21 protein-coding genes are annotated in these 25,128 nt (G+C 53.7%); 4 read left to right on the forward strand and 17 right to left on the reverse strand.

Annotated elements, in window-relative coordinates; all coding sequences use genetic code 11:
* Nucleotides 1-74: 74 nt before the first annotated feature.
* Nucleotides 75-1,916 (forward strand): putative bifunctional diguanylate cyclase/phosphodiesterase, encoded by a 1,842-nt coding sequence (locus IR195_RS00705; protein ID WP_125744883.1) that lies wholly within the window; start codon nucleotides 75-77, stop codon nucleotides 1,914-1,916.
* Nucleotides 1,917-1,932: 16 nt separating this feature from the next.
* Here IR195_RS00705 and IR195_RS00710 read toward each other — a convergent pair whose 3' ends face one another.
* From IR195_RS00710 to IR195_RS00750, 9 genes are all read right to left on the reverse strand, one after another.
* Nucleotides 1,933-2,451, reverse strand: coding sequence for a DUF2878 family protein (locus tag IR195_RS00710; RefSeq protein ID WP_206048511.1), 519 nt, complete (start codon nucleotides 2,449-2,451; stop codon nucleotides 1,933-1,935).
* Nucleotides 2,452-3,720, reverse strand: coding sequence for an SAM-dependent methyltransferase (locus IR195_RS00715; RefSeq protein ID WP_206048512.1), 1,269 nt, complete (start codon nucleotides 3,718-3,720; stop codon nucleotides 2,452-2,454).
* Entirely contained in the window at nucleotides 3,717-4,481 is a 765-nt protein-coding gene (locus IR195_RS00720) for a DUF1365 domain-containing protein (protein ID WP_206048513.1), read from the reverse strand. Before IR195_RS00720 ends, IR195_RS00715 begins: the two co-directional genes overlap by 4 nt.
* Nucleotides 4,478-5,833: an NAD(P)/FAD-dependent oxidoreductase gene (locus IR195_RS00725; RefSeq protein WP_206048514.1), complete on the reverse strand. Its 1,356-nt coding sequence runs from the start codon at nucleotides 5,831-5,833 to the stop codon at nucleotides 4,478-4,480. Before IR195_RS00725 ends, IR195_RS00720 begins: the two co-directional genes overlap by 4 nt.
* Nucleotides 5,830-6,615, reverse strand: coding sequence for an SDR family NAD(P)-dependent oxidoreductase (locus tag IR195_RS00730; RefSeq protein ID WP_206048515.1), 786 nt, complete (start codon nucleotides 6,613-6,615; stop codon nucleotides 5,830-5,832). The genes IR195_RS00725 and IR195_RS00730 overlap by 4 nt, the downstream gene beginning before the upstream one ends.
* 58 nt (nucleotides 6,616-6,673) lie before the next feature.
* Entirely contained in the window at nucleotides 6,674-7,105 is a 432-nt protein-coding gene (locus tag IR195_RS00735; RefSeq protein ID WP_206048516.1) for a nuclear transport factor 2 family protein, read from the reverse strand.
* Between the two features lie 104 nt (nucleotides 7,106-7,209).
* A complete protein-coding gene (phrB, locus tag IR195_RS00740) occupies nucleotides 7,210-8,622 on the reverse strand; it encodes a deoxyribodipyrimidine photo-lyase (protein WP_206048517.1) in 1,413 nt (470 codons plus the stop codon).
* A gap of 43 nt (nucleotides 8,623-8,665) precedes the next feature.
* Entirely contained in the window at nucleotides 8,666-9,586 is a 921-nt protein-coding gene (locus IR195_RS00745; protein WP_206048518.1) for a MerR family transcriptional regulator, read from the reverse strand.
* Between the two features lie 221 nt (nucleotides 9,587-9,807).
* A complete protein-coding gene (locus IR195_RS00750; protein ID WP_206048519.1) occupies nucleotides 9,808-10,872 on the reverse strand; it encodes an NAD(P)/FAD-dependent oxidoreductase in 1,065 nt (354 codons plus the stop codon).
* A gap of 175 nt (nucleotides 10,873-11,047) precedes the next feature.
* Here IR195_RS00750 and IR195_RS00755 point away from each other — a divergent pair, with 175 nt between their 5' ends.
* Complete coding sequence (locus IR195_RS00755) at nucleotides 11,048-11,950, forward strand: TIGR01777 family oxidoreductase (RefSeq protein ID WP_206048520.1); 903 nt, start codon at nucleotides 11,048-11,050, stop codon at nucleotides 11,948-11,950.
* A 10-nt stretch (nucleotides 11,951-11,960) separates the two neighbouring features.
* On the opposite strand, the gene rapA is transcribed toward IR195_RS00755, so the two are convergent.
* Nucleotides 11,961-14,906 (reverse strand): RNA polymerase-associated protein RapA, encoded by a 2,946-nt coding sequence (gene rapA / locus IR195_RS00760; RefSeq protein ID WP_206048521.1) that lies wholly within the window; start codon nucleotides 14,904-14,906, stop codon nucleotides 11,961-11,963.
* Between the two features lie 114 nt (nucleotides 14,907-15,020).
* On the reverse strand, nucleotides 15,021-15,824 hold the full coding sequence (locus IR195_RS00765) for a TlpA disulfide reductase family protein (protein WP_206048522.1): 804 nt from the start codon (nucleotides 15,822-15,824) through the stop codon (nucleotides 15,021-15,023).
* A 66-nt stretch (nucleotides 15,825-15,890) separates the two neighbouring features.
* Here IR195_RS00765 and IR195_RS00770 point away from each other — a divergent pair, with 66 nt between their 5' ends.
* Nucleotides 15,891-16,136 carry a hypothetical protein gene (locus IR195_RS00770; protein ID WP_125744909.1) on the forward strand — a complete coding sequence of 82 codons (246 nt, stop codon included), beginning with the start codon at nucleotides 15,891-15,893 and terminating at the stop codon, nucleotides 16,134-16,136.
* 97 nt (nucleotides 16,137-16,233) lie between these two features.
* On the forward strand, nucleotides 16,234-17,442 hold the full coding sequence (locus IR195_RS00775) for an ABC transporter substrate-binding protein (RefSeq protein ID WP_125744911.1): 1,209 nt from the start codon (nucleotides 16,234-16,236) through the stop codon (nucleotides 17,440-17,442).
* Between the two features lie 108 nt (nucleotides 17,443-17,550).
* Here the strand turns inward: IR195_RS00775 and IR195_RS00780 are convergent, their stop codons facing one another.
* The 6 genes from IR195_RS00780 to typA all read right to left on the reverse strand — a co-directional run bounded on the left by IR195_RS00780 (nucleotide 17,551) and on the right by typA (nucleotide 25,098).
* Entirely contained in the window at nucleotides 17,551-18,876 is a 1,326-nt protein-coding gene (locus tag IR195_RS00780; RefSeq protein ID WP_206048523.1) for a branched-chain amino acid ABC transporter permease, read from the reverse strand.
* Nucleotides 18,876-19,880, reverse strand: coding sequence for a branched-chain amino acid ABC transporter permease (locus IR195_RS00785; protein WP_125744915.1), 1,005 nt, complete (start codon nucleotides 19,878-19,880; stop codon nucleotides 18,876-18,878). The genes IR195_RS00780 and IR195_RS00785 overlap by 1 nt, the downstream gene beginning before the upstream one ends.
* A gap of 16 nt (nucleotides 19,881-19,896) precedes the next feature.
* Nucleotides 19,897-20,625: an ABC transporter ATP-binding protein gene (locus IR195_RS00790; RefSeq protein ID WP_125744916.1), complete on the reverse strand. Its 729-nt coding sequence runs from the start codon at nucleotides 20,623-20,625 to the stop codon at nucleotides 19,897-19,899.
* 85 nt (nucleotides 20,626-20,710) lie between these two features.
* Nucleotides 20,711-21,481 (reverse strand): ABC transporter ATP-binding protein, encoded by a 771-nt coding sequence (locus tag IR195_RS00795; protein WP_125744918.1) that lies wholly within the window; start codon nucleotides 21,479-21,481, stop codon nucleotides 20,711-20,713.
* A gap of 53 nt (nucleotides 21,482-21,534) precedes the next feature.
* Entirely contained in the window at nucleotides 21,535-22,968 is a 1,434-nt protein-coding gene (locus tag IR195_RS00800; protein ID WP_206048524.1) for a sodium-dependent transporter, read from the reverse strand.
* A gap of 303 nt (nucleotides 22,969-23,271) precedes the next feature.
* Nucleotides 23,272-25,098, reverse strand: coding sequence for a translational GTPase TypA (typA, locus tag IR195_RS00805; RefSeq protein ID WP_146943044.1), 1,827 nt, complete (start codon nucleotides 25,096-25,098; stop codon nucleotides 23,272-23,274).
* Between the last annotated feature and the right edge of the window lie 30 nt (nucleotides 25,099-25,128).

Genomic DNA, 25,128 nt, shown 5'->3' on the forward strand with positions numbered 1-25,128 from the left:
TTTGTTAAGCGGCATGATGCCTGATCTGTAATCCATGCCCTGTTTGGCCCATTTATAGGACACACTAAACCGCCATGTGGCTGCCTGTTTCTCTTAATCGTCCGCTGGTGTGGATGGCGTTAATAGCGCTGCCCGCTTGTGTGTGGGTGCCTGACTCTGCGTTACGTATGGTGGCGGCTAGCTTGGTTGCATTTGGCATTTGGGATGCTTGGAACCAAATACGCCAACAGTTTTTACGGCTACGTCTTTCGCAAGATGCAATAGGCTTGGCGAGCGACGCCATTGTCATCAGCGATGTACATAATCGCGTCTTGTCGGTCAATCCCGCCTTTACTCAAATTACCGGCTTTGAAAGCCAGGAAATGGTTGGGCGTAAGCTAGAGACGTTAGCGGCGCAACGTCACGATAAAGCGTTTTATCAGACGTTTTGGAGCACGTTAAAGGCGACTGGCCGTTGGGAGGGCGAAATGTGGAATCGCCGCAAGCACGGTGATGAGTACCCCGAATGGCTAAAGGTCCGTGCGGTTACCGACAAACGTGGCAAAATTACTCACTTTATCAGCCTTTTTACCGATATTTCCTCTCAAAAAGCCCGCGAGCGTGATTTACGCCGAATTGGTTATGAAGACCCGCTAACAGGATTGCCAAACCGGCGCCGCTTACACGATCTGATGTCTTCTCGGTTGCGCCATTTGCGCGCGGGTGAAAGCTTGGATATGGCATTGATTGATATTGACGGGCTCAAATCGGTGAATGACAGCTTAGGGGTCGAGCAGGGCGACCGTTTGTTAGCGCGCTTTGCCCAACGGTTAACAGGCTATATGGCGGGTAGCGTAGTGGGCAGGCTGGGTGGTGATGAATTTATGGTGATTCGCACGACCACCTTCGACGACCATGATCAGTGGGTAGCGACCTTGCGTGAGCACATGAGCCGGCCATTCGAAATAAAAGATCAATCGTTACGTCTGGGGTTAACGATTGGTAGCTGTCGAGCCCCTGAAGATGGCAGTGATTCAGGCGTACTGTTTCAGCGGCTTGAGTCTGCCTTATATAGCGCCAAGCGCTTAGGGCGTAATCTTAGCCAGCGGTTTCGCCCTGCGCTGGATAAACAAGATAACCCCCAGCTTGCTCTGGTGAGCGACTTGCGGGCGGCGTTGATTTCTGGTGATCAATTAGAGCTGCATTACCAAACGCAGCATCATCCAGGGACGGGCGATTTAGTGGGCATGGAGGCGCTGTTGCGCTGGCGTCACCCTGAGGCTGGCATGATCTCGCCGGGCGATTTTATACCGCTTGCCGAACGTCATGGGCTGATGGCCGAACTCGGTAGTTGGGTGATCGAAAAAGCCTGCGCTCAGCAAGCGCACTGGCAATATAGCGGGATGCCCAAAGTGACGGTATGGGTCAATATTTCTGCGCTGCAGCTTTTTCAGGGCGACCTGGAAACTCAGCTGTCTGGCTGTTTAGAGCGCTATCAGTTAAAAACGTCGCAAATTGGCTTAGAGTTAACGGAATCAGTATTGCTGGACGAGCGTGCCGGGGATATGGGACCTCGCCTGCAGGCGTTGCGTAGTCAAGGCTATGCAATTGCCATCGATGATTTTGGTACCGGGTATTCATCGCTTGGTTACTTGAAGCGTCTGCCGGTGGATAAAATTAAGCTAGATCGCGCGTTTATTCGTGAATTACCTCATGACCAAGCGGATGCCGCTATTGTAACGGCTGTGTTGGCGATGGCAGAAGGGATGGGGCTAGAAGTGGTGGCCGAGGGTGTAGAAACTCAGGAGCAGTGCCAGTTTCTGGTTAACGCTGGCTGTACGTTAGTACAAGGGTTCTATTTTGCTAGGCCCTTACCTGCTGCGGAGCTTGAACAGCGTTGGGCACCGCGAATCCTGGCTGAATCAGTGTCTTCGTGAATGCTAGAAGCCGATGTTAATCAACACTAGAAGCAGCGAGCTTGTGGTTAGAGTAACGGCTAATACACAAACATAGCGCTGCCCAAATAATGGCCTGTGCCGGCAGTAACCAGGGGGCTAAGCTAACGCCAGTGAGCGCTGCACCGCCAACATAAGACAGTGGCCCGCTGACCGCGCCGCAAACCGCCGCAATCATGGGGTATTGCCACAGCCAAGCAAGCGAGTGAAATACCAGCGTTGCAAACAGCGGCCACAGCATCCAAAGCCACAGTGGTAGTAAACCAGCCACTAGGGTGTGCTCACCGAAGTCGAAACCGCCTGCCAAATGAAGGCCTCCGTCCAGCGCTAATCCCAGCAGCGCAAAAACACCAATAAAACGCCACTCCCCGGGTTTGGCACAGCGCCAGAAATGCCAACCTAGCAACGCGCTCCCTATAATGGCTGCCACTCCTGAGCCACCTAGAACGCACAGCAGCCAGCCCGCTTCGAAGCGAAGTGCATTGAACAGCAAGCCGTGCCAGCGAGGGCTAGCCATTTATAGTGCGCCTGTTAACGGTGCGGGTTTAGCGGCTGGTTTGGCTAGCAATAAGTGGCACGTACCAATAGAGCGCTCAATAAAGCCGCCTTCGCAGTAGCATAAATAGTAACGCCACATACGAATAAAGCGTTCGTCGTAGCCTTGCTGCTTTATCTGCTCTAGGCTGCTTTCAAAGCGGTGGCGCCACTCGCGTAAAGTGCGGGCATAGTGCTGGCCAATTTCATCAAGCGCTACCACGTTCAGTGAGGTTTTGCGCATCACGCTGGTTAGCATGGCGTGATGAGACGGTAAAAAACCACCGGGGAAAATATAGCGCTTAATAAAGTCCATATCCCGTTTGGCTTCCTCAAATCGTTGGTCTCGGATAGTGATGGCTTGCAGCATCGCCTGGCCATCGTCGCTCAGCAGGCTGTCGATCTTTTCAAGGTAGGTATTCAAATACTGGTGGCCGACGGCCTCGATCATCTCAACAGAGATCAGTCGGTCGTAGCGACCTGTCAGCTCACGATAATCCTGCTTTAACAGGGTGATTCTATCGTCAAGTCCCTCTTCTTGAATGCGCCGGGCGGTATGGGCGTACTGCTCTTCAGAAATGGTGGTGGTCGTGACATGGCAGCCGCGAGTTTTGGCAGCGTGTATTGCAAGACCACCCCAGCCAGTACCAATTTCTAGCAAATGGTGTTCTGGGCGCACATCTAGCTTTTCGAGCATGACATCGAGCTTGTAGGTAGACGCTTCTTCCAGGCTGGCTTCTGGATAGGGGAAAACAGCGCTCGAGTACATCCAGTGGCGTTGATCAAGAAACGTGGCAAATAGGTCATTGCCAATATCGTAGTGTGCCGAGATATTACGCTTTGAACCGGAAAGGCTATTACGTTGGAAGCGATAGGCCGCGCCAAGCATCCAGCGGGTGAAGCGGGCGCTGCCGTTTTCCATTTTACCGTTTACATGATCCAGATTGGCCGCAAACAAACGCACCAAGGCCACTAAGTCATCAGCATCCCAGTCGCCATCCATATAGGATTCAGCTGCGCCCACTGTGCCGCCGAACGCGAGCCTTTTCCAGGCACGAGAGTGGCGAATCACGACGGTCACCTGAAGCGGTCCGGCTTGACCCAAGTGGTGACACTGGTTGCCTTCAATTAAGGTGATACGGCCACCCTGGAAGGCATCTAATTGAGTCATCAGGCGAGGCTTCAACCAGCGAGTGAAACGATCCTGGTTAACCGGTTGTATATCAGGGGGCGTAGAACGCAGGGTCGTCATTTTGAAGTTTCCTTGCGCTTAGGGTGGTTATAAACGGGGATGCGCTTCAGCCAGAGGCGAAACGCTTCAAAATGAATTCCCGCCACGGTTTTCAGGCTCATCCAAGGCTGGCGTGCAAGCGTTGCTAATAGAACGCCGCGTGTCGCTGGCGCAGCCTCTAACGTAAGCGTGGCGTCGAAATGGCGCTGCCCGCTTTGCCAGTTTTCCATGTGAAGATAGAGCTGGTCGCCGGGTGCGTTGAGCTTCCAGCGGTAGGTCATTTCCATAGGATTAAATGGCGATACATGCATCGCTTTATCAAAGCTTGCATGATGGCTATGACGATCAGGAGCGATCCGGCAGGCATAGCAGGTACGCTCTTTCCAGGGCATATTAGTGACTTCACCAACCACCGCTGCCAGCCTGCCAAGATGGTCGTAGGCGTAGTACATCGAAATAGGATTGAAGACAGTGCCAAAGGTGCGTAATTGAGTCAGAACGTAAATCTTGCCGCTGGGGGCACTACCCAGCTGACGAATTAGCTCTTCGCGTACCGCTGTGCGTAAGGGCTTATCCGTTGGGGCGAGATAATCTTCACGACGAAAGCGCGCTAGTGCCGGCCTTCGGGCGCTAAAGCCAGGCACATTGTCAAACAGGGTCGGCAACTCATCCAAGTCGAGCCAAGCCATCCAAACGCGGTAACTGAAAGCGTGCTCTTTAGGTATGAAGCGGCGATGGCGTAAGGTGCCGCGGTAAATACGCGAGCGAGGCGCGGCCATCATCCGAGCCCCTCCCCAACGCTGTTAGTGGGCATTAGGTCATGAGCAGGGAGTGCCGTGGGCGTTGTTGGGGGCGCGGCGGCTTCATCACAACCTAGTGCTTGGGCAACCCGCAGCGCGCTCCATACCCCATCTTCGTGAAAGCCATTGCGCCAGTAAGCGCCGCAGAAGTGAGTGCGCCTAGCAACCGAAGATATCTCGTCATGGCGCATCTGCGCTGCTTGTCCCGCCAGTGTGAATTGGGGATGGGCATAGGTATAGCGTCCGAGCACTTTCGCAGGGTCAATGCTGTTTGAGTCGTTAAGCGTGACGCAAAAAGTCGTCTCGGCTTCTTTCAATCGCTGCAGAATATTCATGTTGTAGGTAACAGACACCCGCTCATCTGCTCCCCGACCATCTAAGCGATAGTTCCAGCTAGCCCAGGCTCGCTGACGCCGGGGCAGCAGCGAGGTATCGGTATGCAGCACTACCTCATTATCTTGATAAGGCATAGCGGCAAGAATGTTTTGTTCAGCGGGTGTCGAGTCGCCCAGCATCGCGAGCGCCTGATCGGCATGGCAAGCCAACACCACATGATCAAAGCGTTGCGTGCCTTGTGCGGTGGTGACCAATACGCCGGTGGCATTTCGCTCAATACGTGTCACAGGTGTATTCAGGTGAATACGTGCTGCGTATGGCGCTGTCATGCTGGGAATGTAGCGTTTCGAGCCGCCAACTAAGGTATGCCATTGCGGGCGGTGGTTAACCGACAGCAAGCCGTGATTGCGGAAAAAACGCACGAAGAACGCCAGCGGAAAGGCGCGTAGATCGCCAATGCTCGCAGACCAAATAGCGGCCCCCATGGGCAGCAGATAACGGCGCTGAAAAGCGTCACTGTAGCCATGTTGGTCAAGGTATTGGCCTAGCGTTCTGTCGCTGGGAAGCCGCTTGGCCTCTAAGTCAGCCGTTGCTTGTTTGTTAAAGCGCAAGATATCGCGTAACAGGCGATAAAAAGCGGGGCTAAGTAAGTTGCGCCGCTGGGCAAACAGCGAGCCTAGCGTATGGCCGTTATATTCAAAATCAACATTGGTTTCATGCACCGAAAAACTCATTTCGGTGGCTTGGCTAGGCACTTCGAGTGTTTCTAGCAAGCGTTGGAAATGGGGATAGGTCCAATCATTGAAAACAATAAAGCCCGTGTCGATAGCGTAGGACTTCCCCCCGACCTCCACGTCCATCGTGGCCGTGTGCCCGCCAAGACGCCCGTTTGCTTCAAACAGAGTGACTTCATGTTGGGAGGATAAGTACCAACCCGCTGCCATGCCGCTAATACCGCTGCCGATAATGGCGATACGCTGTGAAGCCATGGTGCTCATTGTTGCTCCTCTTGACGTCTTGTCATGCGTAGGCCGATATGACGACGCAGCGCAGGCGGTAAAATTCCTAAACATTTCACCAGATAGGTGAAACGACGCGGAAAGTGAATATCCAGTCTTCCTTTGACAAGTCCGGCAATGATGGCATCGGCCGCTTGGTCTGCAGTGACTTGCATGGGCATTGGAAAATCATTGCGATCGGTCAGCGGGGTTTTAACAAAACCTGGGTGAATGACGCTGACATCAATGCCTTCTTGATTGAGGTCGAGACGTAATGATTCCAAAAAGTAACTGATAGCTGCTTTTGAGGCGCCGTAGGCTTCGGCTCTGGGCAGCGGTAAATAGGCAGAAGCACTAGAAGTGGCGGCTAGGCGAGCAGGCTTGCCCTCTTTGCGGGCAGCTCTTAATAATGGCAGGGCTGCTTCCACGCCATACAGGGTGCCAAACAGGTTTGGGGTGAAGACCCGCTCAATCAGCGCCATATCAAAACGCTGCGCATCTAGATATTCGCAGGTGCCTGCATTGAATAAGGCAATATCCAGTGCGCCCAACCATGTGCTGATCTGTTCACCCGCTGCCAATACGGCTTGGTGGTCGCTGACATCAACGGGGAGCGAATATGCATTGGGGTGACCGTCACATAAATCATCGAGCGCCTCTTGGTTGCGAGCACTAAGCACAACATGATGACCTTGGGCGATGAGCTTGGTAGCAAGCGCTTCACCAATGCCTGACGTGGCTCCTGTGAGCCAAATGCGTTGGGGCGTTTTCCATGTGCTCATCATGCTCTCCTATAACGGCCTGTTAGCATGCAACCTGTACGCAATTAAATGGCATAAATCAGCTAATGCGCCGTTTTAACCAACGTATGACACGGCCCAGGATTGGTAAGTGTTCATACAACATGGCGCCTGCATCGAAATAGTCGCGATGTTTTGAAACTCGACCATCCTCGGCAAATGTTAGGGCACTGCAACCCGCGACACTGATCGGATTTCCCTGGGCTAGTCGGGGATGAACGAACTCCATTGTCCACGTTACAAATGCTTGATTAGCCACCTGCTGCTGCGTGTGGTAGGTAAATTGGCAACGTTCAACGTTTTCATACATGGCGGCGAAATAACGTTCTAACGCCGACCGCCCAGCAATGTGATGTAGCGGATCGTTGAAGATAACTTCCTCAGTATATACCTCGTATAGTTTTTCTGTACAGGTGTTGTCTAGTTTATTAAAAAAGGCGCAAAAATTCGCCAAAGCTTGGTCGTTAGGCATCACGCAGTCCTGTGGTGGTTAAGAAAAATAAGCAAACGATAATGCGAGGGGAGAGCAGCCGAGCGATTTGCATCACCTCAGCAGGTGATGCAAAAAAGAGGGAGTTATTTCGAGAGCGCTTTAAAGGCATCCAGGGCACGCTGGCGCGCTGCTTTATGATCAACGATGGGAGCTGGGTAGTCCGTTGGGTTTAGCATGTCCTGGGGCGGCGCATGGCGAGCTTTTTTAGGCAGCGATTTTAACTCGGGCAGCCAATGGGCGATAAATTCACCCTCTGGATCAAAGCGCGTTGACTGGGTAGTGGGGTTAAAAATACGAAAATAGGGCGCTGCATCCGTCCCCGTTGATGCCGCCCACTGCCAGCCGCCGTTATTGGCGCAAAACTCACCGTCGATTAAATGGCGCATAAAAAATGCCTCGCCGCGCCGCCAGTCAATCAGCAAGTGTTTACTTAAAAACATCGCGGTGACCATGCGCAGGCGGTTGTGCATCCAGCCTGTAGTCACTAGCTGGCGCATGGCCGCGTCGACAATCGGGTAGCCGGTACGGCCTTCGCACCACGCTTGAAAGCCTTTGTCGTCGTCACGCCAGCGGAGCTGTTTGGTGTGCTCTTGAAAAGGTTGGTGACGGCAAACCTGGGGAAAGCCTACCGCGACATGCTGATAAAATTCACGCCAAATAAGCTCATTCACCCAGCTGGTCAGCCCTGCATCACCATCAGCCAGGTGGCCACTATTTTCACTCATTACTGCCTGAAGGCATTGGCGATAGGAGATCATGCCCAGCGCTAGGTAGGGCGAAAGTTCGCTAGTGCCGCGAACGTTTGGAAAGTCTCGCTGCTGCTTATAGTGCCGTCCACGAAAGCGTAAAAAACGTTCGAGATTGTCGCTGGCCGCCTCTTCTCCAGCAGGCCATAGGCGTTTATCAACAGGGTCATTATCTAGCGATGGAGGCGCGGGCAGTGGGTCGCTATCGATCGCTAACGGAGGTTGCACGCCGGGGGTATCACGTAAGGCAAGCTGCTGTGCAGTCACCTGCTTGTGCCAAGCTTTCGAAAACGGTGTAAATACGCCGTAATAATCGCCTTTTCCGGTCAACAAACTGCCAGGGGCGAAGGCTACGGCGTCATGGTGACCCTGAACGGTGATCCCTGCTTGTTGAAAAGCATCGAGTACCGACTGATCGCGACGTTGCTCGTTCAGCGCATATTCATAATTAAAGTGAAGCTGGGTAATCTGGTGCTCGCGGGCGATATCAAGCAATACCTGAGCCGCTTCATCATAGTGGTCGATATCGCGATGCAAAAGTGGAATATTTAGCCCGTTAAGCGACGCTTTGAGCGCCGCAACACTGCGTGCCCAGAAGTCGATTTTAGTCGCCCCATGGCCATGTGTTTGCCATTGCGCCACGCTGCGTAGGAAAACGGCCACCACGGGGCCTTTGGCCGCCGCAGCAGCAAGCGCAGAGTTATCATGAATGCGTAAGTCGCTACGCAGCCAAACGAGCTGCAGGTTCATGCGATGTCCTTATCATCGGTAAGCTTAAATAGCACCTGATATTTCAGAGAATTCCCGATTCGCGCAACAATGGGCGAAGTCGTGAAATGGCTTGCGGAAGATCGTTGCCTAACATCTGCACCGGACCGTCACGCAGCTCATTTTCTCTTAAGCGTGCCACTTCTCCACACACTCCAATCGGAACACTCAACGCTTCTGCTGCCTGAGGTAGTGCGCGACCGATGTAGTCGTCGCTTTCTCGCTGGCCGCTAGAAAGCAGTACCATCGATGAGTGCAGTCGGGATACGGCTTGAGGAAGATCCTCCAGCGCTAATGAACGGTCAAAAAGTTGTACGCGGTAGCCCTGTTCGCTGGCCATTAGCGCACACATTAACACCCATAGCGGACCAGGGTCGTCAGGCATCGCGCTGAGCAGGATTAGCGGCCCACGCGTTGCCTGATTGGCATAGTGCAGACGAATGCCTACCTGGCTGCGTAAAAAGGCCTCAAAGGTGCGGCGTACAAGATCATCAGGCTGGTTAGCCCATTTGGCTTCCAGGGTAAGAATAACGGGCTGCCAGAGTTCATTAATCGCGACGCTTAATGGGTATAGCGCCAGACTCTGGTGGTACAGCGCTTCCAGCTTGGGAAGGTCAACGGCTTCAATAATGGACTGCAACAACTGCCGTTGACTGGCCCAGTCGCCAGTGTTCGGCGAAGGTGCTTCTACAGCCTCAGGCTGGTCAAGTAAATCAACAACTTGGCTCACCGGAACGCCGCGGTTTAGCCACTGCAAAATACGCTCAATACGAGTGATATCATCTTGTGCGTATAGACGATGGCCCTTGGGGGTGCGTTGTGGACGAATTAAACCGTAGCGACGCTCCCAGGCACGAAGAGTGACCGAGTTCACACCCGTCAAGCGGGAAACTTCCCTAATCGGATAAAGCGGGGTATCGGGTGGGTGGGTCGCCTTGATGCTCATGGGCGCCATTGCCTCTTGGTTGCCTGCAAATAAGCGTGCAGGGATCTGTCAATAATTGTCGTGGCGATGTTTCAGCGCCTGGCCGGCGGTTTTGCCACATAATCGAGTCTTTATTAATCGTATAGATAGCTGAACGCTATTATAGCCACCTTTGTACAACTTGTGGCTTCTGGGTACAACCTTTCCTATGGGGGCGGAAAAGTTAAGTTTAATTTCTAATTTCAGACCGACCGGCCTAATAGAGCCTTTCCCAGCTCATCGCCTGATAACCAAGCATCTTCGACACGACTACCCTTAAAGCTATCGCCACAGAGTGCTAAGCCACTTGTACTGTATAAGTATGCCTGATGACCTGCCTGCGCTGGCTGAGCATAGCGCCAACGATGCGCACCCAGGTCAAGGACGTTCGGTAGCTCTGCATCATCGGGCAACAGCGATACAAATGCGGCTAGCAGCTGTTGGGCAACACTGTCGCTGTCACTCTCAATATGTGCATCGCTCCAATCCAGCTGAGCAAGCAAGCTAATACTTTCCGGCTGATGTTCACGGCCAGGTTTAGTGTGATTGCGTGATGCTAGACGAAGCGCTGGATGCTGTGTGTGAACGGTGTGCCAAGCGTCGTCTACCTTGGCCATGTGGGGTAATGGCTTCTCGAAAATAACCCAGCCTGCCCAGCACCCACGCTGAGGCTTTGCCTCACAGGCCGCCGCTAGTGTTGGCTCCCACGCGGCTAACAATGCCTTGGCTTGAGGCGGCGGAGCACTGATAACCACCATGTCAAAAGGTCCATGACTTGAGCCGCGGGTATCGTGAAGCTGCCAGCCCGCAGCCGTCTTATCAAGCGTTGCAATATGGGTTTGAAACGTTATGAAGGCATTCGGTAGTGCGTTAAGTGTATCGGCTAGATGACGGGTGAGTGCACTCATACGGGGCGTGCCGGTATAACGTAGCTGAGCGTCACTGTGTGTTTGCCAGCCAGATGCACTAGCCTGATAACAAGATGTGGGCCAACGGGCGACACAACCAGCAGCTTGCCATTCAGCGACTTTATTGGCGAAGCGTGGATCGCGCACAGTGAACGCTTGAGCACCTAGGTCCAGTGTCGCTGAGGGACGTCGCTTGCTGGACATACGGCCACCCGGGCCGCGCGCTTTATCAAATAACGCCACCTTTACTCCCTGGTTGGCAAGTTGCTGCCCACAGGCAAGGCCCGACAGACCTGCACCGATGACGGCCACTGAGTGGGCGCCGGAGAGTGGTAATGACTCAGGCAATGGTTCAAGCATAGGCACTCGCGATGGTTAAGCAGCTGTGTGGTGGTCAATGCGTAGCATTTTTGTATAGATATCGTACAATAAATTCTATGCAACGGCCATTTAACTGACTGCTGTTCCCGGCTCTGCAGTTCGGCGTCGACGCGGGCATACGCTAGCCACCTTAATAAACCATAGGAGTGACACCATGCGGGTATTAATCACTGGAGGTAGCGGTTTTGTTGGTCAGCGGCTCTGCCAACAGCTTCTCACCCAAGGGCATGATGTGCAGGTGGTTTCCCGGGCTCCGCATCAGGTGCGTGGTAGGTTGCCAAAAGCCTGCGATATTCGTGATAGCGCTCAGGCGTTTGTGGACACTCCTCCGGATGTGCTGGTGAACCTTGCCGGTGAGTCGATTGCTGCCAAGCGCTGGAGCACCCGTCAAAAAGAGACTCTCATTCGCTCTCGTATCGACAGTACGCAGCAACTGATAACGCTTTGTGAGCAGCTCGAAGCTAATGGACAGGCGTTACCCAGCGTAATGATTAGCGGCTCTGCGATGGGCTATTACGGCGATCAAGGCGATAAGGTGGTGGATGAAACAACGTCGCCCAACGACGAGTTCGCTCATCAGCTTTGTGCGCAGTGGGAAGCGGCGGCAAAACCGATCGAAGCGATGGGCGTTCGCTTAGCGATACTACGGATTGGTTTAGTGCTTGAAACGGGCGGCGGTACGCTGCAGAAGATGCTGCCACCCTTTAAGCTTGGCCTTGGGGGGCGTTTTGGCAGCGGCGCGCAGTTTATGCCCTGGATTCATCGTGATGATCTTGTGGCAGCGATCATATTTTTGATGAACGAATCAACGCTTTCAGGGGCGTTTAATGGCAGTGCCCCGCATCCGGTGACGAATGCTGAGTTCACGAAAACGTTGGCTAGACAGCTACACCGGCCGGCGATTTTTCCGGTGCCCGCTTTTGTACTAAAAGCGGGCTTCGGAGAAATGTCCCAGCTATTGCTGACCGGGGCCGATATGCGCCCTGCACGCCTGACCGAGGCGGGATTTACCTTTCAATACCCGACGCTTGATAAGGCGTTAAAGGCGATTCTTTAGTTTTGTCAGGTTAGGCGTTGGGGTCGACAGTGATTATCACCCGCACGGAATCAAGCCGTAAACGCGTGTTCTCTATCGCGTCGCTGAGCGCTTGGCGCTCTTGCTTCAACGCCTCAAGTTCTTCACTACGCACCGCGGGATTGTGCTCTGCCAGGGCGGTCAAGCGGGCGAGTTCTGCATCTAGCTGAGCTCGCATGCGTGTTTCAGCGCTTTCTACGATGCTGGGCAGTTCACGTTCGGCCTCACCTTCCCCTTGAATGAGGAGCGTACGCAGCTGGTCATGGCGACTTTTGATTAAATCTCGTGCCAGTGATTTATTGACCTTCTGCAGATTCTTGCCAAGACCCGTGAAGGAGATCTTGCTGGTGAGATTTGCGCCTGACTCATCAAGTAGAACGCGTACTGCCGTGGGGGGCAAGAAGCGGTTGAGGTGCAGCGATTTAGGCGCAGGGCAGTGGGTACGAAACACCAACTCAGCCATTAAACGGCCGCTGGGAATGGCTGGGTGGCGTAATAGCGCCAACGCGGTGTTGCCCATCGTGCCATCTAGAATGCGCTCCATCATTTCGCGCAGCAGCGGGTGTTCCCATGAGAGTCGTTGAATATCGTCTCGTGCAAGTGCCAGCGAACGGCTGTAAGTGGCCGAAAAGCCCTCTTCACCTTTCACCAGCCCGGGGAGTCCATCCAGCATATGCTGGCTAGGCTGCAAATAGAGCAAGCCATTGCCAATTTCTTGGCTGTCTACACCAAAAATATCCAGGGCGCGCTCGACAAAACGTGGCAGCGCTGGGTCTTCATCCAACTCACGCACTGCATCAATTACCTGCTGAGCACGGGCAGGGCGGCAGGCGTTTAGCTCTAGCAGTCGGTTACGGCCAGCGTCCCGCTCAGCCAGTTTGGCGGTGAACATTTCACGGGTTTCATCGATGATTTCACTGAGCATTTCATCGTCGAGCAACGCATCAGCCAGGGCATCGCCAAACGCATCAAAGAGATCGTTGCCAATGCCATGCGGGGCGCTAAAAGCGTCCATGCCTTCGTGGTACCAGCGCAGCAGGCGCTCGCCTGGGCTGCCCGTGAAGATGGGGACATGGAGTTCAATTGCGTGGCGCTGTCCTATCCGGTCGAGGCGGCCGATACGCTGCTCCAACTGGTCAGGATGCTGGGGCATATCAAACATTACCAAATGGCGGCAGAACTGAAAGTTGCGGCCTTCTGAGCCGATTTCAGAGCACACCAGCACTTGGCAACCGTCTTCTTCATCGGCAAATGCTGCTGCGGCCCGGTCACGCTCCACCAGCGATAGCCCTTCGTGGAACACGGGTGCGTGATAGCCGCCTAGCACACGTAGTCCTTCGGCAAGCCCTTCAGCGGTTTCTCTGTGGTGAGCAATAATCAGTACTTTGTCATTGGCAAAGCCGCTATCGCTATCGTCGCTAAGTTTTTCCAGCAGCCAGTTTACCCGTGGGTCGATATGCCACCAGGATTCGGTGTTAAGTGGGTCGTTGCTGAGCTCGCGATACATCGTGTCTGGGTAGATCAACACGTCTGGGTGATCCATGCCCGTTTCAATCAGCAGCTCATCCAGGTAGTCATCGTCGCGTTCTAAGCGACGTAGCACGCGGCGATAGGCCGAGGGGAGTTCCAATTGGGCGAGATGCAGGCGACGTTCTGGGAACCCTCCCACATGACGGCGACTGTTGCGGAACATGACGCGTCCGGTACCGTGACGATCCAGTAGCGCTTCGCGTAGCTGAGCGCGAGCAGCATCCTGCTGTTCGGTACTTGCTTCAGGGTTACAGAGCGTTGCTAACAGCGCCTGACTGTCGCGGTCGTCCGCGACACTATCGACCTGCTCACGTGCCTCGACGGTATTGGGTAGCTCATCCAGGGCATCAATAGCTTGAGCGACAGCGATATAATGATGCTCTTCGTCTTTAAAGCGTTCGATGTCGTGGTAACGCTCGGCATCTAGCAAGCGCAGGCGAGCAAAATGGCTCTCCACCCCCATCTGCTCTGGTGTCGCCGTTAACAGCAATAAGCCAGGAATATCAGCGGCAAGCTGTTCAACGCACTGATAGCCTGGGCCGCTACTATCAGGGCTCCAGTCGAGGTGATGGGCTTCATCGACAATAAGCAAGTCAAAGTGGCTCGCCAAAGCCTGTTCTTGACGGTGTGTATTGGCAAATAGCCAACCTTGACTAGCTAGGACTATTTGGGCGCTTTCAAATGGGTTAGCGCTACCGTGGGCGAGACTTTGCTGCTCATCTAGTAAGCTTACCTTGAGAGAGAAACGGCGTAACAGCTCTACTAGCCATTGGTGGGTAAGGCTGTCAGGCACCAAAATTAATGCGCGTTCTACGCGACCAGCCAGTAGTAGGCGGTGCAGAACCAACCCAGCCTCGATCGTTTTACCCAGACCAACTTCGTCCGCTAGCAACACACGTGGCGCATGGCGGCCTGCCACTTCGTCAGCGATATAAAGCTGGTGGGGGATCAGGTCGATACGCGGACCAGCAAAACCCAGAGCACTGTGCTGTTCGATGCGCTGATAGTGGTGCAACGTGCGAAAGCGCAGATCAAACCAATCATTGCGATCAACTTGGCCAGTCAACAGCCGATCGCGCGCCTGATCAAACTGCATGGTATCGGCGAGCTTTGCCTCGGATAACTCACGAGGATTACCGTCGCTATCTTCGCCAATGTAAGTGATTAAGCCGCGGGTCTCTTTGCTATCGTCTACGATCATCTGCCAACCATCAGCAGAAATCACACGGTCGCCACCGCCGAACATGACGCGGGTTAAGGGGGCTTGGCGGGTGTTGTAGGTACGGGTTTCCTGGCTGGCACTGAACAAAATGGTAACGCTACGGGCGTCGCAGTTAAGCACGGTGCCGAGTCCAAGCTCAGCCTCGCCGTCGCTAATCCAACGCTGGCCGGGAGAAAAATCGCTCATGATGCCTCGAGGAAGTCTACAGAAACAGGTTGTACGCCACCGGGGCAGGTTTCCGGTGGCAACAGGGCGGGGGATTCTAACGCAAAGCGGCGGGGGGATTAAGGTCTATCGTGGTCAATCTTTTAACCAGCCTTCCAGCTGGGCACGGGTTAGCTCGCCAACGTGGACATCCAGCGTGTTGCCTTGGCGATCAAATAGGACAGTGGTGGGCAGTCCAGGTGCTTGAAATTGCGCCATTAGCGTTTGGCTCGGGTCTCGCAGCGCGTAGCGAAAATCCAGCCCCTGCTCATCTAAATAGCGCACTATCGGCAGTAAGTCCTCGCCTTGGTTCGCGATTACCACACTGACATCGTCACGCTTGGCTGCCTCTTCAAGCAGCGGCATCTCCCGCAGACAGGGCGGGCACCAAGTAGCCCATAGGTTAACGATAATAAGGTCACCGCTCTCAGCCAGCGAAGGTAGGTGCACTGCGTTGCCGTCAACATCGTCTAAAGTAATCTCCGGCAACGCGTCAATAGCAAATTCATTGCCTAAAGGGGCGAGCGTTACCAAGACCAACCACAGGCTTGTCGTGCCAATCAACATGGCAAGGCCGCCGATAAGCGACAGCAGCCGTTTGCGCAGTGCCCAGGCTGTCCAAATTAACCCCGCGATCAGACCTCCCAGCGCGTTGTAACCAGGCTGCCACAGCTTGAGCGCCTCGAACGGCTCTGCGCTGTAGCTTTCCCAGTTAAGCACGACAAAAACAGTGCGGGCCGCGAGCAGCCAGATCACCAATAGCCCGTTGAACCAGCGCCCATGCTGAGAAGACGTTAATCCCAATAGATAGCGGCTAGCCAGCAACAGGAGTAGCGCGCAGCCTAGCGCATATAGCCTAGGGGTGGAGATCAGCAGTGGTCCAATGGCAATCGCATTCATGATTTTTCCGTTAAGCAGGTACACTGGTGAACCATACCACGCACGTTAAACATTACGGAGATGTCTATGCCACAACCCGCTTTCGACATGCTGCGGGCGCTGGCCATTGGGTCGCAGGCGCTGGGTTTGATGCTGATTATTACGTTGGAAACCGTCATGGGCGATGCTGCGCGCCCCTGGCAAGGATGTGTGCTGGTTATTATGGTCGCGTCGGCGCTTACGATTGCGCTAGTTCGACTGTACCAAAATAAGCGTTACCAAAAACAGATGGCTGAGCGTCGCCAAAATGCGGATGAAGAAGAGGAGCGTTAGAAAGCGTTGCTTGTGTTTTTGGCGTTACGGTTCCAGATTAAGAGAAGTCCCGCGCTGGACAGTCGGGGCACTTAATATACTGGGAGCGACCAATAATATGATTAATAAGCGCGCATTAGCCACCGCCGTTGCAGCCTCATCACTCGCGTTAGCTGGTATGGCCCAGGCGGAGGTCAAAGTTGGCTTCTTGGGCGGTTTTACCGGGGGAATTGAAAGCCTGACGCCACCCATTTTTGCAGGTGCTCAGCTTGCCGTTGCGCAGATAAATGAGCAGGGCGGTATCTTGGGTGGGCAAACACTGGAGATGCCTTCCGGGGATACCACCTGTTCGGATGCATCGGCTGCGTCTAACGCCGCTGATCGGATGGTGAACTCTGAACAAGTCACCGCGATTGTCGGCGCTTTATGTACTGGGGCGACGGTTGCCGCCGCTAATAACGCTGCGGTTCCCGGTGGTGTGTTGATGGTCTCACCTGCGTCAACGGCGCCCGCTGTTTCTGGGTTAGACGACAACGACTTAGTTTTCCGTACCGTGCCATCGGATGCTTTCCAGGGCGAAATGCTTGCTAAGTTACTGCTTGATAAAGGTATCGACTTTGTTGCCGTGACCTACGTTAACAACGACTATGGCCGTGGCTTATCGGATGCCTTCAGTGGCGCCTTTGAAGCGGGCGGTGGCGAAATAGCCGAAAACCTCGCACACGAAGATAACCGTGCTGACTACCGCTCTGAGCTTGGCTCGCTTTCTTCGAGTGGCGCAGACACGTTGGTCGTGCTGGCCTATGCCGATACCTCGGGCCAGACGGTGCTACGCCAAGCTTACGAAAGCGGCATGTTCACCCAGTATGTGGGTGCCGATGGCATGGTGGGGGATAGCTTAATAGAAGCGATTGGCGCAGATGTGCTAGACGGCATGATCGCCACACGGCCTGGTAGCCCTGATCTCCCCGGCACGGACATCTTTAATGAAGCGGCTACCGCGGCAGACATTGATCCTAGCGCCGTGTTTGCTGCCCAGGCTTATGACGCGGCCTTCCTAGTGGCGTTGGCTATTGAGCAAAATGGCAGTGCCGAGCGTGAAGGGCTTTCTGAAGCGCTACGCAGTGTTTCCAGTGCGCCTGGCGAAGTGATACTGCCGGGTGAGTGGGAAAAAGCGCTTGAGTTGATTGCAGCGGGTACCGAAATCAACTACGAAGGTGCCTCTGGCTCTCATGAATTTGATGAAAACGGCGACGTGCCTGGGGTTGTTGTGGAAATGGTGGTAGAAGACGGCTCGTTCACCGGCAAGGGCTTGGTTGACCTCTAGTCAAAATGACGCTGTTGAAGCAATAACCGAAACGCCCCAGGCTCGCCTGGGGCGTTTTTTTAGCACGGTAAGTTTTTAACACAGTAAGTTTTTAGCACTGTGAGGACGTTAACCAAGGGTTTTAATTTTCTCTGGCAACAGACCTTTCGGAGCAAAGCGCAGCACCAAGGTAATCAACATACCGATTACTAGAACCCGCGCCTGCAGCGCCCGGCTATCCATATTGCTAGGCGCTTCCCAACCGAAGGCGTTTTCCCCCAGTGTTACCGCTAGTTGCATTAAAAATAACGCCAGCGGTTCTGACATAATCCAAATGATATAAACCGCGACCGCCCCAAAAATGGTGCCAAGGTTATTACCGGGACCGCCTAAAATCACCATAACCAGCACTAGGAAGGTGTGATTTAGAGGCAAGTAGCCCTGAGGGTCAAACAGGCTGTTAAAGGTGCCCAGCATGCCACCACCAAGGCCCATTAAAATGCAGCCTAATACGAAAATCTCCAAGCGCCGCTTATTGATATCTTTACCCATGGCCGCTGACGAGACTTCGTTATCGCGAATCGCCCGAATCATTCTGCCCCAGGGAGCGTGGTAAGCCCGGTGGAGTAAAAAGAAAATGACTGCGATCACGACAGCCGTGACTGAAAGATAGATCGCTCGGGAAAGCGTAAAGCCGAGCTCGGCCGGGCCGGGGGTCGGCCAGGGGAGAGGTGATACTGTGGCCGTGCCGCGCGTTAGCCAGTCGGAATTTTTCAAAAAAGCTTTGATGATTTCGGCGATACCCAGGGTGGCAATGGCGAGGTAGTCACTGCGTAGGCCAAGGCAAACGTGGCCAATAAAGTAGCCAACGCCGCCCGCCAGCGCGCCACCCACAATCCAGCCTACCCAGGCCGGTAAGTCAAAACCGCCAATAAAGCCCGCTTGAGACTGTATTTGGCTGGTCACTTCGCGCAGCAGGCTGATAACTATCAAGTAGAGTACGATCCCGATCACGATGGCGAGCACGGTGCGTAGTCTTTTCGGCACACCGAATCGATCAAGCTTTGTCACACCGACGACGATCAAGGTTGCCGCCATGCCATACAACAGAACTTGGCCGAGTTCTCCCGGTAGTTCAGTACCCCAGAATGCGTCATTCACCGGGACGCTAAACAGCATGGCACAGAAACCGCCGAGCGCGACAAAGCCCATAACGCCAGCGTTAAACTGACCGGCATAGCCCCATTGAATCGTTAGGCCTAGGGCAAGAATGGCATAACAAGCAGCTTCTACCAGCATGCGGGTGCTGTACGCTGCGCCCATGATGGCGTAGACCGCTAGCACGGCAGCTAATAGAGCGCCAAATAGCACCAGCTCGCGCAACGGAAAGCGTTGTTCAGGAGTGGCATCTTTAGGTGTGTAAGCAGGGTTACGGTTTTTTGTGGAATGGCTCATTAGATCACCTTGCCTTTGAACAGGCCGGTAGGACGCCACACTAAGATGGCCACCAAAATAAAGAACGGCACCACAATTTTGTACTCAGTGCCTACAAAGGCGAGGTTGGAGGGGAGTTCTAGCCAGGTAGGTAGGCTGTCGCGGAAAGGACGTAAGAGAACATTCCAGTTAAATACGGCCAGGGTTTCCGCAAAGCCGACGACAAATCCTCCAGCAATGGCACCGTAGGGGTGACCTACGCCTCCGACAATAGCCGCCGCGAAAATAGGCAGTAGTAGGAAGAAACTAAGGTCGGGTTTAAATGTGACGTCTAGTGACAACAGGGTACCCGCAATTGCCGCCAGTGCGCCTGCAATCACCCAAGTAACGGCCACGATGGTGTTGGTATTAATACCCGATGCCTGAGCAAGTTCGGGGTTGTCTGACATGGCGCGCATGGCTTTGCCAAGTCGTGAGCGATTGAGGAATAGGTGCAGGGCGACCACTGCCACAAGCGTAATCACAAACAGATAGATCTGGGGCTCGGTAATCACGATGGGGGCCCGAACTCCCTCGAAAGGTAACGCGATGCGGAAAATTTCTTTGCGGTCATCGACGTACAAGCTTTGGCCGCCGGTCCCGGAAAATAGCCGGATAAGCCCTTGGAGCATAAGTGTCACACCCAGCGAGCCAATCACCATCACGATAGGCTTGACGCCATGGGCGCGTAGCGGCTTATAAAACGCTTTATCAATGCCCACGGCCAGCGCTGCAGTAAGCAGCATCGCTAACGGCAGCATGATGAGCGCTGTAGGTATTCCGATACTGGCGCCTACCGCTGGGAAGGCGGTAGTCAGGAGCAGCACCATGAAGGCACCAAACGTCATTATGTCGGCATGGGCAAAGTGGGCAAAGCGCATAATGCTAAAAATGAGCGTGACGCCAATGGCGCCAATGGCATAGATAGAGCCAGTAACGCTACCGGCAATCACTACGTTGTTGATAAAAAAGACCAGTTCGTTCACGCGTTTCTCCCCCGGGCTAGCCGCCCAAAAAGCTTTTGGCGACGTCAGGGTCAGCCAGTAACGCAGCCCCCGTGTCGGTAAAACGGTTTTGTCCCGCCGCCAGCACAAAGCCTTTATCGGCAATGGCTAAGGCCTGTTTGGCGTTCTGTTCCACCATCAAAATGCCCACGCCGGCAGCGTTAATTTTTTTGACCCGGTCAAAAATTTCGTTCATGTAAAGGGGCGACAAGCCAGCGGTTGGCTCATCCAGCAGCAGCAGACTGGGTTCAGCCATTAGCGCACGACCCATGGCGACCATTTGGCGCTGACCACCGGAAAGTTCCCCCGCGGGCTGGTGACGCTTCTCCACGAGAGGGGGGAAGAAGTCGTAAACTTGCTCCAGCATGCGCTTTACGTTTTGCGGTTTTAGATAGGCACCCATTTCCAGGTTTTCTTTCACCGTCAGGCTGGGGAAAACGTTTTTCTCCTGGGGGACAAACCCCATGCCACGCTCAACCAACTGATTCGGCGCCAAGTTATGGATTGGCTGGCCGTTAAGCAAAATCTCGCCTTGGTTAACGTTCAGCAGCCCAAATACTGCTTTTAGCATAGTGGATTTGCCAGCTCCGTTAGGGCCAACAATGACACCGACTTCATCGGCGTACAGGGTCATATTGACCCCGTTAAGGATATTCATACTGCCATAGCCGCCGTGCACATCGCGTGCTTCGAGCAGTGGCTGTGGGGATGACGGTGTGGATGGCATAAACGCGTCTCAGCTGGGCCGCACTGCGGTGAACAATGGCGGCCATGTTGTTGTGGCTATTGTTTAGGTGACAAACTCAGCGCTATCAAGCGGCATCAGTACCGAAATAGGCCTCTATAACCGCCGGATTGTTTTGTATTTCTTCAATTGAGCCCTCAACCATAACGCTGCCTTGCGCCAGGACAATCACTGGATCGCAGAGCCGCGAAATCATATCCATATCGTGCTCAATCACCAGAAAGGTATAACCCATTTCGCGATTTAAACGTTCGATGTTGCCCATTAAGTCGCCGAGTAGTGTGCGGTTTACGCCGGCGGCGATTTCGTCTAGCAGCACGACTTTGGCATCGGTCATCATCGTGCGGCCAAGCTCTAGCAATTTTTTCTGACCACCCGATAAGTTGCCCGCAAGCTCGTTGCGTACATGATGCAAACCAACAAACTCAATGACTTCCAGTGCGCGGCTGCGCACCTCTGCCTCCTGGCTGCGGACCAGAGCAGGCTTGAACCAGGTGTTAAATAGACGCTCCCCTGCTTGGTTGGGTGGCACCATCATCAAGTTTTCCAGCGCGCTCATTTGGCTGAACTCATGGGCGATTTGGAAGGTGCGCAGTAACCCTTTGTGAAAACGTTGATCGGCACTTAGCGACGTAATGTCTTCACCGTCTAACAGAATGCGGCCACTATCTGGCGTCAGTGCGCCCGCAATTAAATTGAAAAGCGTCGACTTACCTGCCCCATTGGGGCCGATCATGCCGGTAATCGAACCCTTTTCAACCTTAATTGAGCAGTCATTGATAACGTGCAGCCCGCCGAAGGCTTTGTTGACGTGTTGTACCTCAATAAGGGGAGTCATCGTTGTCCTCGCGCCGCAGGCGACTTTTATCCACCCGCGTTATTAGAATTATATTAAGCAGACTTACGTAGCCGCTGACTCAAGGCAAATACACCCACAATGAGCAGTGCGCCGAGGGTTGGGACAACGTAGCCTTCCACCTGTGGAATAGTGCGTAAAAATACAAACGACACTGCGGCAGGGCCAACAAAGCGCACCAGTAACCGCCAAGTTTTAAACCAAGTGATGTTGGTACCAAGCTCTTTCATGACTTCGCTTTGCGTCAGCGCCCAGCCAGCGAATAGAGCGATCATTAGCCCGCCCAGCGGCATAAAGATATTGGTCAACAGCTCAATGAATTCAAAAGCACTGCGTTCAAAGAGTGCGTGGAAAATCGTTCCTTCGGCCCATACATTGAAGCTCACCACTGTCAGTAAGCCCATTGCCCAAGCTGCGACGACCATGATGGTGACTGCTTGAGGGCGGGTCATATCAAAGCGCTCAACCAGAAAGGCGGCGACTGGCTCTATCAATGAAATAGACGAGCTGATTGCGGCCCCAAGCACCAGAATAAAAAAGACCCCGCCTACCAAAGCACCAAACGGCATATCAGCGAATGCTAGCGGCAGAGTAACAAACATCAGCCCCGGGCCTTGGTCGGTTTCGAGCCCCGCACCAAATACCAGCGAGAAAATTGCGAGCCCTGCCACCATGGCAATTGCAGTATCTACAAATGCCACGGCGATAGCGGTACGGGTTAGAGAGGCTTCGCTGGACATATAAGCGCCGTAGGCCATGATGGCGCCCATTCCAAGGCTCAGAGTGAAGAAGGATTGCCCCATCGCTTGTAACCAGCCTTCTAAGCTGAGATCGGCAATGTTGAACGTAAAGAGGAAATTGGCTGCTGCTCCAACGTCGCCATTGATGACGCCGTAGATAAGCACCACGATGAGAATAGCAAACAGCGCGGGCATCATGATGCGCAGCCCTGACTCTATCCCTTTATGAATCCCCAAGCCGACAATTAATGCCGAGAAGGCGATAAACAGCGTGTGATAAAGCGTCATCAGGCCCGGAGATGCCAGCAACGCAACAAAGCCAGCACTAATTGTGGTTGCATCGGCACCGACCAATGAGCCGGTTAGCATCAGCCAGGTATAGTGCAGTGCCCAGCCAGCAATGACGGAATAGAAACTCAAAATTAAAAAAGCGGCAGCCGCACCTAACCAGCCAATGGATTCCCAGGCTCGGGAGGTCTTGTGTGTTTTAGTTAAGTGGCGCATCCCCATAATTGGGCTTTGGCGACTGGTACGTCCAAGCATTGTTTCGGCAATGAAAATGGGGATGCCGACAGCAAAAATGGTCAGTGCATAAATTAAAATAAACGCGCCGCCACCATTTTCCCCGGTGAGATAGGGGAAGCGCCAAAGATTGCCCAAACCGACGGCTGACCCTACCGCTGCCAGTAAAAAGGTACCTTTGTGGGTCCAGACGTTATGACCGCTCATATGGAGGGGTGTCCGTATGGTAGTGGAAGGATGAGGGTAACTGTCCAAACACTTGTATGAATTGTAGATTGTCAGTGGTCCAGGGACACACTGATAGTAGCGTTACTTTGCGATAGAACGCCTGCGCTTACCAGTCTGCTAGCGTTAAGGCTGCGTTTATGAAGCCACTTGGCGCAGGAGGCAGGGCGTGTGGGGTGATACAGAGACGGGAAATAAGCGAGGGGGTCGTTAACTGAAACTAGAAAGAAGCCCGCACATGGCGGGCTTTGGGATACTGACTATCGGGCATTGACTGGCGCAAGCTTACTTCTTGCTAGCACGCTTGCGCTCGTTTTCTGTCAGGTGCTTCTTGCGTAGACGAATATGGCTGGGAGTAACTTCAACCAGTTCATCGGAATCCAGGAACTCGATAGCCTGTTCAAGAGTAAATCTGATCGGCGGCGTCAGAACGATGTTTTCATCGTTACCCGTTGAGCGCATGTTGTCGAGTTTTTTACCTTTGGTCGGGTTAACGACCATATCATTGGCACGATTATTAATACCAATCAGCATACCTTCGTATACTTCAGTGGCGTGATCAATAATCAGCTTGCCACGCTCTTGCAGAGCGTAGAGTGCATAAGCTAGGGCTTTGCCGCCAACCATTGAGACCAATACGCCATTGCGACGCTCGATGGAAGCATCGGGCTTCAGCGGGCCGTAGTGATCAAAGCGGCTGGTCAGGATACCGGTGCCGGAGGTCAAGGTTAAGAATTGACCACGGAAACCAATCAAGCCGCGCGCCGGGATGATAAAGTCGAGACGTACACGACCCTTACCATCGGGGTTCATATTGGTCATTTCACCCTTGCGATAGCCAAGCTCTTCCATGATCGAGCCTTGGTGCTGCTCTTCACAGTCGATGATGACTTCTTCGTAGGGCTCTTGCTTAACGCCGTCGATCTCTTTAATGATGACTTCAGGGCGGCCAACTGCCAATTCGAAGCCTTCACGACGCATGGTTTCAATCAACACTGATAAGTGAAGCTCACCACGGCCAGAAACTTTGAACTTCTCGGGGGTATCGCCCTGTTCAACGCGTAGCGCCACGTTGTGGATAAGCTCTTGTTCCAGGCGGTCTTTAATATTCCGGCTGGTGACGAACTTGCCTTCTTTGCCCGCGAACGGTGAGTCATTGACCTGGAACGTCATCGAAACAGTCGGTTCGTCAACAGACAGCGGCGGTAGCGCTTCAACGGCGCTTGGATCGCACAGCGTGTCAGAAATTGATAAATCTTCAATGCCTGTAACGCAGACGATGTCGCCAGCTGTCGCTTCTGTCGTTTGGACACGCTCAAGACCCATATGGGTCATGACCTGGCCGATCTTACCCTTGCGGGTAGAGCCATCAACGCTGATGACCGAGATTTGCTGGTTAGGCTTCACCGAGCCACGCTTGATACGGCCAAGGCCGATAACGCCGACGTAGCTGTTGTAATCCAGTGCGGAGATTTGCATCTGGAAGGGGCCATCGATCTCAACCGCAGGCGGCTCAACGATATCGACGATTGCCTGGAACATGGGGTCCATGTTGTCGGCCAGCTCTTCAGGGTCCATGCCGGCAATGCCGTTTAGCGCCGAGCAGTAGATGATCGGGAAATCGAGTTGGTCATCAGACGCCCCCAGGTTGTCAAACAGATCAAAGATCTGATCGATAACCCAGTCTGGGCGTGCGCCAGGGCGGTCAATTTTATTGACGACGACAATCGGCTTCAGGCCCTGGGCAAATGCTTTCTGGGTAACGAAGCGAGTCTGTGGCATTGGACCGTCAACGGCATCTACTAGCAGCAGTACCGAGTCCACCATGGACATAACCCGCTCAACTTCGCCACCAAAGTCGGCGTGTCCAGGGGTGTCCACGATGTTGATGTGGTAATCCTTACCATTGCCATCTTGCCACTGAATAGCAGTGTTTTTAGCCAGGATGGTAATACCGCGCTCTTTTTCCTGGTCATTGGAGTCCATGATGCGCTCTTGGCCTTCGGCCTTGCGGTCGAGCGTTCCGGACTGGCTTAACAGCTTGTCTACCAAGGTAGTTTTACCATGGTCAACGTGGGCTATGATGGCAATGTTGCGAAGATTCTCGATCACGACGCGATCCTGCTAGAAAAATAGGGCGGC

The organism is Vreelandella venusta (assembly GCF_015689495.1).
Taxonomy (GTDB): domain Bacteria; phylum Pseudomonadota; class Gammaproteobacteria; order Pseudomonadales; family Halomonadaceae; genus Vreelandella; species Vreelandella venusta.

Bases quoted from the DNA above. Each gene is read 5' to 3' on its own strand.
- IR195_RS00795 (WP_125744918.1), bottom strand. From the start codon at position 21,481: ATGACTCCCCTTATTGAGGTACAACACGTCAACAAAGCCTTCGGCGGG.
- IR195_RS00710 (WP_206048511.1), bottom strand. From the start codon at position 2,451: ATGGCTAGCCCTCGCTGGCACGGCTTGCTGTTCAATGCACTTCGCTTC.
- IR195_RS00715 (WP_206048512.1), bottom strand. From the start codon at position 3,720: ATGACGACCCTGCGTTCTACGCCCCCTGATATACAACCGGTTAACCAG.
- IR195_RS00765 (WP_206048522.1), bottom strand. From the start codon at position 15,824: ATGAATGCGATTGCCATTGGACCACTGCTGATCTCCACCCCTAGGCTA.
- IR195_RS00750 (WP_206048519.1), bottom strand. From the start codon at position 10,872: ATGCTTGAACCATTGCCTGAGTCATTACCACTCTCCGGCGCCCACTCA.
- IR195_RS00745 (WP_206048518.1), bottom strand. From the start codon at position 9,586: ATGAGCATCAAGGCGACCCACCCACCCGATACCCCGCTTTATCCGATT.
- rapA (WP_206048521.1), bottom strand. From the start codon at position 14,906: ATGAGCGATTTTTCTCCCGGCCAGCGTTGGATTAGCGACGGCGAGGCT.
- IR195_RS00735 (WP_206048516.1), bottom strand. From the start codon at position 7,105: ATGCCTAACGACCAAGCTTTGGCGAATTTTTGCGCCTTTTTTAATAAA.
- IR195_RS00725 (WP_206048514.1), bottom strand. From the start codon at position 5,833: ATGAGCACCATGGCTTCACAGCGTATCGCCATTATCGGCAGCGGTATT.
- IR195_RS00705 (WP_125744883.1), top strand. From the start codon at position 75: ATGTGGCTGCCTGTTTCTCTTAATCGTCCGCTGGTGTGGATGGCGTTA.
- phrB (WP_206048517.1), bottom strand. From the start codon at position 8,622: ATGAACCTGCAGCTCGTTTGGCTGCGTAGCGACTTACGCATTCATGAT.
- IR195_RS00780 (WP_206048523.1), bottom strand. From the start codon at position 18,876: ATGAGCCATTCCACAAAAAACCGTAACCCTGCTTACACACCTAAAGAT.
- IR195_RS00800 (WP_206048524.1), bottom strand. From the start codon at position 22,968: ATGAGCGGTCATAACGTCTGGACCCACAAAGGTACCTTTTTACTGGCA.
- IR195_RS00775 (WP_125744911.1), top strand. From the start codon at position 16,234: ATGATTAATAAGCGCGCATTAGCCACCGCCGTTGCAGCCTCATCACTC.
- IR195_RS00720 (WP_206048513.1), bottom strand. From the start codon at position 4,481: ATGATGGCCGCGCCTCGCTCGCGTATTTACCGCGGCACCTTACGCCAT.
- IR195_RS00790 (WP_125744916.1), bottom strand. From the start codon at position 20,625: ATGCCATCCACACCGTCATCCCCACAGCCACTGCTCGAAGCACGCGAT.
- IR195_RS00730 (WP_206048515.1), bottom strand. From the start codon at position 6,615: ATGAGCACATGGAAAACGCCCCAACGCATTTGGCTCACAGGAGCCACG.
- IR195_RS00770 (WP_125744909.1), top strand. From the start codon at position 15,891: ATGCCACAACCCGCTTTCGACATGCTGCGGGCGCTGGCCATTGGGTCG.
- IR195_RS00755 (WP_206048520.1), top strand. From the start codon at position 11,048: ATGCGGGTATTAATCACTGGAGGTAGCGGTTTTGTTGGTCAGCGGCTC.